The organism is Pseudomonas sp. Leaf127, assembly GCF_001423155.1.
Classification (GTDB): Bacteria; Pseudomonadota; Gammaproteobacteria; order Pseudomonadales; family Pseudomonadaceae; genus Aquipseudomonas; species Aquipseudomonas ovata.
In genome coordinates this window covers 150,443-163,100 of record NZ_LMOA01000025.1, presented here as the reverse complement: position 1 = coordinate 163,100, position 12,658 = coordinate 150,443, and the positions used below count along the sequence as shown (strand labels likewise).

Here is a 12,658-nt window from a genome sequence, read left to right as displayed (position 1 = left end):
TGAACGCATTCAAAATCTGCGAAACGCTGAAATTTTACGACTGCTAACGCAGCCGGTCGCGGTGGTCCGGCATTCCGGCAAGCGCGCTCCTACCGGGGCAGTGCGAATCAGACCACGCCTTGCGCCAGCATGGCGTCGGCGACTTTGACGAAGCCGGCGATGTTGGCGCCCTTGACGTAATTGACGCTGCCGTCCGCTTCGGTGCCGTAGTGCACGCAGGCATGATGGATCGACTGCATGATGCCGTGCAGCTTGCTGTCCACCTCCCCTGCCGTCCACAACAGGCGCATGGCGTTCTGCGACATTTCCAGGCCGCTGACGGCCACGCCGCCGGCGTTCGACGCCTTGCCCGGTGCGAACAGGGTGCCGGCCTCGATAAACAGGTCCACCGCCTCCAGCGTGGTCGGCATGTTGGCGCCTTCGGCCACGCAGATACAGCCGTTGCGCAGCAGGGTACGGGCGTCTTCAGTGTCGAGTTCGTTCTGCGTGGCACATGGCAGGGCGATGTCACAGGCCAGGCTCCACGGCGTCTGGCCCTGGCGGAATTCCAGGCCCAGGGGCCCGGCCAGCTCGCTGAGACGGCCGCGCTTGATGTTCTTCAGGTGCAGCACCGCGTCCCACTGCGCATCGTTGAGGCCCGCCTCGATGTACAGCGTGCCTTCGGAGTCGGACAGCGAAATCACCTTGCCACCCAGGTCCATGACCTTGCGGGCGGCATACTGGGCCACGTTGCCGGAACCGGAAATCGCCACGCGACGGCCATCGATGGCCTTGCCCTGGCGCTTGAGCATCTCTTCGGCGAAGTACACGCAGCCGTAACCGGTGGCTTCCGGGCGGATCAGGCTGCCGCCGTAGGTGATGCCCTTGCCGGTCAGCACCGACGTGAACTGGTTGGCCAGGCGCTTGTACTGGCCGAACATGAAGCCGATCTCGCGACCGCCCACGCCGATATCACCGGCCGGCACATCCAGGTCAGCGCCAATGTGGCGGTACAGCTCGCTCATGAAGGCCTGGCAGAAGCGCATGACTTCCGCATCGCTCTTGCCCTTGGGATCGAAGTCCGAGCCGCCTTTGCCGCCGCCCATGGGCAGCGAGGTCAACGAGTTCTTGAGCACCTGTTCGAAGGCCAGGAACTTGAGCACGCTCAGGTTCACCGATGGGTGGAAACGCAGACCGCCCTTGTACGGGCCGATGGCGCTGCTCATCTGGATACGGTAACCGCGGTTGACCTGCACCTTGCCCTGATCGTCGACCCACGACACACGAAACAGCACGGCCCGCTCCGGCTCGACCATGCGCTCCAGAATGCCGGCCTGCAAGTAATGCGGGTTGGCTTCCAGGAACGGCCAGAGGCTGCGCAATACTTCTTCCACGGCCTGGTGAAACTCAGGCTGCGCCGGGTCACGAAGCTTGAGGCGGGCGAGGAAATGGTCGACAGATTCGGTCATGGGGAACGTCTCGGAGAAGGATGACTTGTAGGAATTTTTCCGGGACTCTACCAAGGCATAACGCACTTAAAAAGAGCGAAATGTCGTTTTAATGAAATTTTATGGTGCAAATATATAAATTAATGAGCGCTATTCGCGGCTGAAGCCGTTCCTGCGGTCATTCTCAAGGCACAAAAATGGGGCCCTTTAGGCCCCATTCTTGTGCAACGAAAACCGGCGGGTTATGCCAGCTTCTTGTGCCTTACGCGGTGCGGCTGGGCGGCAGCGTCGCCCAGGCGTTTCTTGCGGTCGGCTTCATACTCGGTGTAGTTGCCCTCGAAGAACACCGCCTGCGAATCGTCTTCGTAGGCCAGGATGTGGGTGGCCACACGGTCCAGGAACCACCGATCGTGGGAAATCACGATCGCGGCGCCCGGGAAGTCCAGCAGGGCCTCTTCCAGCGAACGCAGGGTCTCGACGTCAAGGTCGTTGGACGGTTCGTCGAGCAGCAGGACGTTGCCACCCTCCTTGAGGGTCAGCGCCAGGTGCAGGCGACCACGCTCACCGCCAGACAGGTCCTTGACGAACTTCTGCTGGTCACCGCCCTTGAAGTTGAAACGGCCGACGTAGGTACGCGACGGAATCTCGTAGTTGCCGATACGGATCTGGTCGGAACCATCGGAGATCTGCTGGAACACGGTCTTGCTGCCGTCCAGGTCGTCACGGGCCTGGTCAACGCACGCCAGCTGCACGGTTTCACCGATTTCGATGCTGCCCGAATCAGGCTGCTCCTTGCCCATCAGCATGCGGAACAGGGTCGACTTACCGGCACCGTTACCGCCGATCACGCCGACAATGGCGCCCTTGGGCATGGCGAACGACAGGTTGTCGATCAGCACGCGATCGCCATAGCCTTTGCTGACGTTCTTGAACTCGATGACCTTGTCGCCCAGGCGCGGACCGGCCGGGATGTAGATCTCGTTGGTCTCGCTGCGCTTCTGGAATTCCTGCGACTGCATTTCTTCAAAGCGTTGCAGACGGGCCTTGGACTTGGACTGGCGGGCCTTGGCGCCTTTGCGCACCCATTCCAGCTCTTCCTTCATGGCCTTTTCATGGGCCGACTGTTGCTTGGATTCCTGGGCCAGACGATCGGACTTGGCTTCCAGCCAGCCTGAATAGTTGCCTTCGTACGGAATGCCGGCGCCGCGGTCGAGCTCCAGGATCCAGCCGGCAACGTTGTCGAGGAAGTAACGGTCGTGCGTGATCGCGACCACGGTGCCAGGGAAGCCGTGCAGGAACTGCTCCAGCCAGGCGACCGAATCGGCGTCCAGGTGGTTGGTCGGTTCGTCGAGCAGCAGCATGTCGGGGGCCGACAGCAGCAGGCGGCACAGGGCCACGCGGCGCTTCTCACCACCGGACAGCACCGCGACCTTGGCGTCCCAGGCCGGCAGGCGCAGGGCGTCGGCAGCCACTTCCAGCTGGCGCTCCAGGTTGTGGCCATCGCTGGCCTGCAGAATGGCTTCGAGCTTGGCCTGTTCGGCGGCCAGCTTGTCGAAGTCGGCGTCCGGATCGGCGTAGGCGGCATAGACCTCGTCCAGGCGCGCCTGGGCGTCCTTGATGACGCTGACGGCTTCCTCGACCACTTCGCGAACGGTCTTTTCCGGGTCCAGTTGCGGCTCTTGCGGCAGGTAGCCGACGTTCAGCTCAGGCATCGGACGGGCTTCACCGTCGAACTCCTTGTCGACACCGGCCATGATCTTGAGCAGCGTGGACTTGCCCGAACCGTTCAGGCCCAGCACGCCGATCTTGGCGCCCGGGAAGAACGACAGGGAGATGTTCTTGAGAATTTCGCGCTTGGGCGGCACTACTTTGCTCAGCCGATGCATGGTGTAGACATATTGAGCCAAAACGTTGACCTCGCTTGAAGACACAAATGAAAAACCCTGCCACGCAGGCAAGGCTACAAGAATGGCCACTCGTCGGACGTTGAGCGCCGCGAGTGGGTGCAGGCCGTGCCCGGCAGGGGCCGGCCGCAGTGGAAGCGACAGCGGCGCGGGCCAGTATGGGGTAGAAACGGCCGCGCTCAGGGTCGGCAAGCTTAACCTAACTCGGCGGTGGCTGGCAGGGGGACAAACGGTCGCCGGCCATGAGGACCGGCGTAACGGGCGGCTAGAGGTTGCCCGGACGACGACTGGCAAGGTGCTGCCTGAACAGGTCATGCCCACTGACCACGACGATGCCCGCCATGACCAGCAGCGCCCCGGTCACGAAGGCCGGCTCCAGGGTTTCATCCAGTAGCCAGACGCCGAAAATCACACCGAACAGCGGGGTCAGGAACGACAGCACGCCCAGGCGCGAAGCCAGGTAATGGCGCAACAGCCAAAACCACGCCAGGTAACTCATGAAGGCAATCAGCAGGGTCTGGAAAGCCAGGCTCAGCACCGTGGTGCGCGACAGCTGGAAGTCTGTCTGGCCACTGGCCCAGGCGACGACCAGCAACAGGCCGAACGCACCCAGCAGTTGATACAGCAGGGTCTGGCTGGCCGGGGCCGCTGCCAGCCGGGTGGCGCGCACGGTCACGGTGGTCGCCGCCCAGGCAATGGCGCCCAACAGGCCGAACGCATCGCCCAGGCGTTGATCGGCGCTGGCCGGCGCATTGCCGGCCGGGCCGTAGAACGCCACCACCACACCGACGAAGGCGGTCAGGATTCCGCCCCATTGCAACAGGCTCAAACGCTCACCCGGTACGCACAGGTGCAGGCCGATGGCGGTGAAGATTGGCGCACAATAAAGAAAGATCACCATCCGTGAAGCACTGGTGTAGCGCAGCCCCTCGCCCACGAACAGAAACTCCACGGCAAACAGCAAGCCGACCACGATGCCCGGCCCCAGCGTGGCACGATCAAAACCGCGTGCTTCGCCGCGCCAGAGGATCAAGCCCCAGACCAGGATCGCCGCCAGCCCAGAGCGGATCGACAACTGCAACAGCGGTGCCATGTCGGGCGCTGCCACCTTGATCGCCACCTGCTGCAGGCCCCACAAGGCGCACAGACCGCACATCAGCGCGGCGGCGCGGGCATCGACGGGTTGGCGTGTGTTCATGATCAGTACTCGGACGAAAAGTCCCCAGAGTGTGGACGCGACCGATCAGCCACATATAGCGCCAAACCGACAACCCATAGCGCATAATCGCCACTCGCCGACACCCTGCGGGAAACCTGCCCATGACCCAAAGCGCCCGACACCTGCACTTGCCCCCCTTTACCGACGCCATTCCTGCGCCGATCTACTTTCGCAGTGCCTGGGTCCCGGCCTCGAGCACCTATCCGGTGCACAGCCATCCGTGGGGCGAGTTCGTCTATTCATACAGTGGTGTGATGGACATCAAGATGCGCGACCAGCACTTTCTGGCGCCGCCGCACTATGGCGTGTGGCTGCCGCCCGAAGCCGAACATGTCGGGCGCAATCGCTACGAAGCGTGCCACTGCTCGCTGTATATCGCCCGCTCATTGTGCACCGACCTGCCGCAACAGGCCTGCGCGTTGACCATCACCCCGTTGATCCGCGCCCTGCTCGACGACCTGCACGCAGCGCCCCCCGGCCTGCCGCAAAGCCCCGAGGAACAACGGCTGCTGCAGGTGCTGCTCGACAAGCTCAGGCAAACCTCACGGGCCGGCAGCTACCTGCCGGGCTCCGATGACCCGATTCTGGCGCCCGTCTTGCAGTGGCTTGAGCGCAACCCTGGCGAAACCCCCTCGTTGCAGGCGCTGGCGACAATGGCCAACACCACCGAACGCACCTTGCTGCGTCGTTGCCAGCGCGACCTGGGCATGTCGCTGGCGCAATGGAAGCAGCGGCTGACCGTGGTGCGCGCCCTGGAACGCCTGGAAACGCCGATGACTGTCGAAGCCATCGCCCTGGATCTGGGCTATAGCAGCTCATCGGCGTTCATCGGCATGTTTCGCAAGCTGATGGGGGTGACCCCGGATGAATTTCGCAAGGCCAGGCCCCATGCCGGTGCGCAGGACGGACAGGCATGATCGGTTCTTTTAACGCCCGGTAATGCGCATTAGCCAGCTACGCTCATGACTGGAGTGGCCGGCAGCCCCAACAAACGCTAGCACTTGGCCATATCTCAAGGCATGCTAGCCGCCCTTTGGGCGTCCGGCTTATAGTGCACCGCGCATTCGCTGCTTCAGTCCAGTAGTCAGGAACAACGACTTGCCTTTACCGACCTTTTCTCCAGCGCCGCACAGGAGCGCCAAAAGCACCGGGCATGTGCCTTTGCGCAGCTCGTTGAAAGGTGTGTTGGCGGCATTGGTGCTGCTGATGCTCGCCTTGCTGTTGTGGCAGTCGTTCGAGCAATTCCGGCAGAACCAGGATCGCCAGCGCCAGCGCAGCCTCGACTACAGCACTCAGCTTGCCGACCGCCTGAGCCTGAACATGGCCCTCAGCGCACAGGTCAGCACCAGCCTGCTGGACGAAGCCAAGTCCACAGGCCTGTCCCTTGACCAACCCTCGACACTTGCGCCACTGCGCCAGGCACTGCCGGCCCTGCACAGCGTGGTCTGGCTCAATCCGGTCGGTGCGGTGATCAAGGACAGCGCCGGCAGCACCTTTGACGCCGCCTTTCTCAAGCAACAGCTGGCCCTGGCACAAGGCCGGCCTTTTTATTACACCCACGCCGAAGACGGCACCCGGATTTATCTGCTGCTGCGCCAGGCCGGTGCTTTCAGCGGCGACTACTGGGTACTGCGGCTGGGCACCGAGGTCCTGAACAACCTGACCCAGCAGTACAACCATGACTTCATCCACCTGTGGCGCCTGGAAAGCCGCGAAGGCCAGCGGACCCTGGCCCGCGACAACCACAGGCACACCGGCAGCGCCGAGACGGTGCTGTTGCAACCGATCAGCAACAGCGACTGGCAACTGCGCGGCCTGTTCGATGCCTACCGCGAGCGCCAGGCCTTGCTGGCACCGCTGATCGTCAAGTGCGCCTTTGCCTTGCTGTTCTCGATCCTGCCGTTGATTGCGCTGATCAGCCTGAGACGCCGTCAGGGGCAACTGCTGGAAAGCCGGCGCCGCTACCAGGGCATTTTCGAGGGCACCGGTGTGGCCCTTTGCGTGCTGGACATGTCCGGCCTGCCGGCGCTGCTCGAGGCCCTGCAGGTCACAACCCGGGATGACCTGCACAAGCTGCTCGACAACCAGCCCGGCCAGCGCAGGCGCCTGCTGCAGCAATTGCACGTCACCGAAGTCAATCAGGTCGCCCTTGACCTGCTGGCCATCGAGAGCAACGAGCAGGCCTGGCAGCAATTGGTTGCCGGCTCGCCGCACGCCCGTATCGGGATCGGCCTGCAGATCATCGAGGCGGTGCTCGACGGCCAGCAGCGCCTGGAGCTGGAAATCCGCCTGACCCAGGAGGGCGGTCAGGACCAGCACCTGTGGCTGGTGATGCGTCTGCCACAGGCACAGGCCGACTTTGACGCCGTGATCCTCAGTATTGGCGATATCACCAGCCGCAAGCAGATCGAACTGTCGCTGCAGGATCGCGAGAGCTTCTGGTCGGATGTGGTGCGCACCGTGCCCGATCATCTCTATGTGCAGGACGTGCTCAGCCAGCGCATGATCTACAGCAACCATCACCTGGGCCAGACGCTGGGCTATAGCAAGGCCGAGCTGCATGCGATGGGCGAGTTTTTCTGGGAAATCCTCCTGCACCCGGACGATGCCCGTGCCTACCGCGACATGCGCCTGCGCCAGCGTCACCACGCGCACAACGAGTTGCTGCAATGCGTGCTGCGCTTTCGCGACCACCGGCAGAACTGGCGCTGCTTTGACATCCGCGAACAGGCCATGGCCTGGGACAAGGATGACCAGGTCACGCGCATCATCGGCATTGCCAAGGACATCACCGAGCAAATGGCAGCCAGCCAGTCGCTGCGCGACAGCGAACAGCGCTACCGCATGCTCGCCGAAAGCATCAGCGATGTGATTTTCTCCACCGACAACCGCCTGGCACTCAACTATGTCAGCCCCTCGGTGCAGAACATACTGGGCTACAGCGCCGACTGGATTCTGCACAACGGCTGGAGCGCGGCCCTCGCCAACCCGCAGCAACTGGTGCCCATTCATGCCTTGATCGCGCGTATCCGCAAAGTGCTGAACAAGCCCGCCGAACTGGACACGCTGCGCAATGAACTGCCCACCCACCTGTTCCTGTTCGACAGCCTGCGCGCCGACGGGCGCAAGATCCCCATCGAGTTGCGGCTGGTGCTGGTCTGGGACGAGCACGGCAGCTTCGAGGGCATTCTGGGCGTAGCCCGTGATGTCAGCCAGCAGCGCCGCGCCGAGAAAGACCTGCGCATGGCGGCCACAGTCTTCGAGCACTCGACCTCGGCCATCCTGATCACCGACCCCGCCGGCTACATCGTCCAGGCCAACGAGGCGTTTACCCGGGTCAGCGGTTACGAAGTGGCCCAGGTGCTCGACCAGTTGCCAAACATGCTCACCGTCGAGCACGAGCAGGAAAAGCACCTGCACCCTATTCTCAGGCAGCTCAACCAACGCGGCAGCTGGGAAGGCGAAGTGCTGCTCAAGCGTCGCAATGGCGAGCAGTATCCGGCGTGGGCAGGCATCACGGCAGTGCTCGACGATGAGGGCGACCTGGCCAGCTATGTGTGCTTCTTCAGCGACATCAGCGAGCGCAAGGCCAGCGAACAGCATATTCATCGCCTGGCCTATTACGACGCCCTCACCCACTTGCCCAACCGCACGCTGTTCCAGGACCGCCTGCACTCGGCCTTGCAGCACGCCGAACGCCAGAGCGCCTGGGTGGTGCTGATGTTTCTCGACCTGGACCGCTTCAAGCCGATCAACGACTCGCTGGGCCACGCGGCCGGCGATCGCATGCTCAAGGAAATGGCCAGCCGCCTGCTGGCCTGCGTCACTGACGACGACACCGTGGCACGCATGGGGGGCGATGAGTTCACCTTGCTGCTGGAGCCGGGCGCCACCCGGGACATCGCGCTGAACCGCGCCATTCATGTGGCCGAGCAGATCCTGACCAGCCTGGTGACGCCGTTTGTGCTCGAAGGCCGTGAGTTCTTCGTGACGGCCAGTATCGGCATTGCGCTCAGCCCGCAGGACGGCAGCGAGTTGAGCCAGTTGATGAAGAATGCCGACACGGCGATGTACCACGCCAAGGAGCGCGGCAAGAACAACTTCCAGTTCTACCAGGCCGACATGAACGCCACCGCGCTGGAACGCCTGGAGCTGGAAAGCGACCTGCGCCATGCGCTGGAGCAACAGGAGTTCGTGCTGTATTACCAGCCACAGTTCAGCGGCGACGGCAAGCGCCTGACCGGCGCCGAAGCCCTGCTGCGCTGGCGTCATCCACGCCGCGGCCTGGTGCCGCCGAACGACTTCATTCCGGTGCTGGAAGAGCTCGGCCTGGTGGTGGAAGTCGGCGACTGGGTACTGGCCGAAGCCTGTCGCCAGCTCAAGGCCTGGCATCAGGCCAAGGTGCGGGTGCCCAAGATCTCGGTGAATATCTCGGCGCGGCAGTTTTCCGATGGCCAACTGGGCAAGCGGATTGCCGAGATCCTGCGTGAAAGCGGCGTGCCGCCGGCCTGCCTGGAGCTGGAACTGACCGAAAGCATCCTGATGCGCGAAGTCAGCGAAGCCATGCAGATCCTCGACAGCCTGAAGAACCTGGGCCTGAGCATTGCCGTCGACGACTTCGGCACGGGCTACTCCTCACTGAACTACCTCAAGCAGTTCCCGATCGACGTATTGAAGATCGACCGCACCTTCGTCGACGGTCTGCCCTCGGGCGAACAGGACGCGCAAATCGCCCGGGCAATCATTGCCATGGCCCACAGCCTGAACCTGGCGGTGATCGCCGAAGGCGTGGAAACCCATGAGCAACTGGAGTTTCTGCGCGAGCACGGTTGCGACGAAGTCCAGGGCTACCTGTTCGGTCGCCCGATGTCGGCCGGACACTTCGAAGCGCAGTTCAGCAATGACGCCCTCTTCATGCTCGATTAAACGGCCCTGTAGGAGCGCGCTCTGCCCGCGACCGGCTGCGTTAGCAGTCGTAAATTTTCAGTGTTTCGCAGATTTTGAATGTGTTCACATCTGTAAATCTTCAGCGTTTCGCAGATTTTGAATGTGTTCACATCTGTAAATCTTCAGCGTTTCATCAATTTTGCGAGCGCTACGCACTCGGTCGCGGGCAAGCGCGCTCCTACTACTGTCCTGTGGCCCATTCATCCAGCACATGACTGCCTTTCATATGCCAGATAAAAGCCGATGGGGTAGAATGCCTCCCTTTTCCGCTCCGACCTCCCGAGGACAGCCATGTTCAGCCGTGATTTGACTATCGCCAAGTTCGACCCCGATCTCTTCAACGCCATGGAGCAGGAAGCTGTGCGCCAGGAAGAGCACATCGAGTTGATCGCTTCGGAAAACTACACCAGCCCCGCCGTCATGGAAGCTCAGGGTTCGGCCCTGACCAACAAGTACGCCGAAGGCTATCCGGGCAAGCGCTACTACGGTGGCTGTGAATTCGTCGATGTGGTCGAGCAACTGGCGATTGATCGTGCCAAGGAACTGTTCGGTGCCGACTACGCCAACGTCCAGCCGCACGCCGGTTCGCAAGCCAACGCAGCGGTCTACCTGGCCCTGCTGCAGGCCGGCGACACCATTCTGGGCATGAGCCTGGCCCATGGCGGTCACCTGACCCACGGTGCCAGCGTGTCGTCCTCGGGCAAGCTGTACAACGCCATCCAGTACGGCATCGACGGCAACGGCCTGATCGACTACGACGAAGTCGAGCGCCTGGCGGTCGAGCACAAGCCGAAAATGATCGTGGCCGGTTTCTCGGCCTACTCGCAGGTGCTGGACTTCCCGCGCTTCCGCGAAATCGCCGACAAGGTCGGTGCCTACCTGTTCGTCGACATGGCCCACGTGGCCGGTCTGGTCGCCGCAGGCGTCTACCCGAACCCGGTGCCATTCGCCGACGTGGTCACCACCACCACGCACAAGACCCTGCGCGGCCCTCGTGGCGGCCTGATCCTGGCACGCGCCAACGCCGACATCGAGAAAAAGCTCAACTCCGCCGTGTTCCCGGGCGCCCAGGGCGGCCCGCTGGAACACGTCATCGCCGCCAAGGCCGTGTGCTTCAAGGAAGCGCTGCAGCCTGAGTTCAAGGCCTACCAGCAGCAAGTGGTCAAGAACGCCAAGGCCATGGCCGGCGTGTTCATCGAGCGCGGTTTCGACGTGGTCTCCGGGGGCACCGAGAACCACCTGTTCCTGCTCTCGCTGATCAAGCAGGACATCTCCGGCAAGGACGCAGACGCAGCCCTGGGCCGCGCCTACATCACCGTCAACAAGAACTCGGTGCCTAACGACCCGCGTTCGCCGTTCGTGACTTCGGGCCTGCGTTTCGGCACCCCGGCTGTCACCACCCGCGGTTTCAACGAGACCGACTGCAAGGAACTGGCCGGCTGGATCTGCGACATCCTCGCCGACCTGAACAACGAAGCCGTGATCGACGCCGTACGTGAAAAGGTCAAGGCCATCTGCGCCCGCCTGCCGGTCTACGGCGCCTGATAGCGCTGTTTGCCGCACCCTGACAAAGCCCGGCCTCTGCGCCGGGCTTTTTCTTGCACGCGAGCCTGAACATCACACGCAGCCATCTCCTGCACAATCCGCAGAAACGCCCTACATCAAGCACTCGGCAACCCGCGTCAGGATGCACACCCCGTCCCCACGAGGTTGCCCCCATGATTCCCGTGTCGCGCCTGACCGACCTGCACGCCTGCCCGATCCCGCTGCATGGCATCACCCCATTGGTGTCTGCCTCCCCTACCGTTTGTGTCAACGACCTGCCCGTGGCCCGCATTGGCGACCGGGCCGCCTGCGGTGCGGTGATCGTCAGTGGTTTCGTCAATATCCTGGTCGATGGCCGACCCATGGCACACATGGGCAGCCTGACCAGCCACGGTGGCGGCCTCATCACCGGCAGCCAGGACACACGGGGCGGTGCGGTCAACTTCGTCACGCCCCGGCTGGCGGTGGATTTCGCCAGGCTCGGCGCCATTGATGAGTCGGGCAATGTCGACGATCAGAAATTGCAGGCGCTGCTGGCTGATCCGCAGCTGGAACAACGAGCCCTGGCGGCTGGTGCATTTGTGGAGTCCCATGATGCACCTGCGGTTGCCAGCAGCGTCTTTACCCGGTCGTTCCAGGTCACCGACAGCGAAACCGGCAAGCCGCTGGCTGATCGCCCCTTCATTGCCGTGGTGGATGGCGAGGAAATCACCGGCCTTACCGACGCCACCGGGCTGGCGCATGTCGAAGCGCCCTCGGCCGATTCGCTGATCTCGATGCACGTGATGTTCAAGGCCCCGGCACGGGTGCTGGACGAGCTGTCGAAAACCGACCCGCGCTTTACGATCACAGCCAATGCCCAGGCACTGAACAAGGGTCAACCGCTGGTGCCCCTGCCGATCACCATCAATGACCGTGCAGCAACGCGTGAGGCGCTGATTCGCAAGGTCCGGGCGCTGGGGCATGAATTTGTGGAGCGGTCACAATGGCATGCCAAACCGCCGAAGAACCTACTGGAGCCGGACTGGGACTACAGCATGATTGCACTGCATCATGCCGGCCGGAGTTATTCGTGTGGGAGGGGGGCGGAGCAGATGCTTGAGACTCAAAAGACTCACCAGTCCAAAGACTTCGATGACATCAGCTACCACTATGGCATTGATTGCTCAGGGGTCCTCTATGAAGGCCGGGATATTCGATTCAAAGCATCCAGTGTTTCCAGCTACAATACGGGCGTGATCGGCATTATATTACTGAATAACCTGACGACGCCTGAGGAAGGAAAAGACTGGGTTACTTTTGCACGAAAAAACCTACATTCACTAGGCGTTGGCACCACACACTCCATCCCTGCGACTCAAGCAGATGCCACAATCACTCTAATTAACGCCTTAAAAGATATATTCTTCATTACTCGCTTTGGTGGCCACAAAGAATACCCAAACCAGACCCTTGAAGGAAAAATCTGCCCCGGCAATATCGGCATGGAACTGGTTCAGCTCATCCGAACAAAAACCCAACTGCTGACACCACCCACCTCATGAAAAAGACGATCGCTTTTTTGATAGCCCCACTCTTGGCTGCCCTGTGTGTTGGCTACTACAACTCAATTGAAG

General features: G+C 62.2%; 7 protein-coding genes. 4 read left to right on the top strand and 3 right to left on the bottom strand.

All coding sequences use genetic code 11. From position 1 onward, the window contains the following. Window positions 1–107 precede the first annotated feature (107 nt). The 3 genes from gdhA to ASF84_RS26820 form a co-directional block, all read right to left on the bottom strand. Window positions 108–1,448 carry an NADP-specific glutamate dehydrogenase gene (gdhA, locus tag ASF84_RS26830; RefSeq protein WP_056841933.1) on the bottom strand — a complete coding sequence of 447 codons (1,341 nt, stop codon included), beginning with the start codon at window positions 1,446–1,448 and terminating at the stop codon, window positions 108–110. A 221-nt stretch (window positions 1,449–1,669) separates the two neighbouring features. Next, on the bottom strand, window positions 1,670–3,334 hold the full coding sequence (gene ettA / locus ASF84_RS26825) for an energy-dependent translational throttle protein EttA (RefSeq protein WP_056841932.1): 1,665 nt from the start codon (window positions 3,332–3,334) through the stop codon (window positions 1,670–1,672). A gap of 262 nt (window positions 3,335–3,596) precedes the next feature. After that, on the bottom strand, window positions 3,597–4,529 hold the full coding sequence (locus ASF84_RS26820) for a DMT family transporter (RefSeq protein WP_056841931.1): 933 nt from the start codon (window positions 4,527–4,529) through the stop codon (window positions 3,597–3,599). A gap of 122 nt (window positions 4,530–4,651) precedes the next feature. Here ASF84_RS26820 and ASF84_RS26815 point away from each other — a divergent pair, with 122 nt between their 5' ends. From ASF84_RS26815 to ASF84_RS28855, 4 genes are all read left to right on the top strand, one after another. Next, window positions 4,652–5,467 (top strand): AraC family transcriptional regulator, encoded by an 816-nt coding sequence (locus tag ASF84_RS26815; protein WP_056841930.1) that lies wholly within the window; start codon window positions 4,652–4,654, stop codon window positions 5,465–5,467. A 289-nt stretch (window positions 5,468–5,756) separates the two neighbouring features. Then, window positions 5,757–9,476: a sensor domain-containing protein gene (locus tag ASF84_RS26810; RefSeq protein ID WP_056842018.1), complete on the top strand. Its 3,720-nt coding sequence runs from the start codon at window positions 5,757–5,759 to the stop codon at window positions 9,474–9,476. A 312-nt stretch (window positions 9,477–9,788) separates the two neighbouring features. Further along, window positions 9,789–11,042: a serine hydroxymethyltransferase gene (glyA, locus tag ASF84_RS26805; RefSeq protein WP_056841929.1), complete on the top strand. Its 1,254-nt coding sequence runs from the start codon at window positions 9,789–9,791 to the stop codon at window positions 11,040–11,042. A gap of 173 nt (window positions 11,043–11,215) precedes the next feature. Beyond that, entirely contained in the window at window positions 11,216–12,586 is a 1,371-nt protein-coding gene (locus tag ASF84_RS28855) for a PAAR domain-containing protein (RefSeq protein WP_082481877.1), read from the top strand. The last annotated feature ends 72 nt before the right edge of the window (window positions 12,587–12,658 follow it).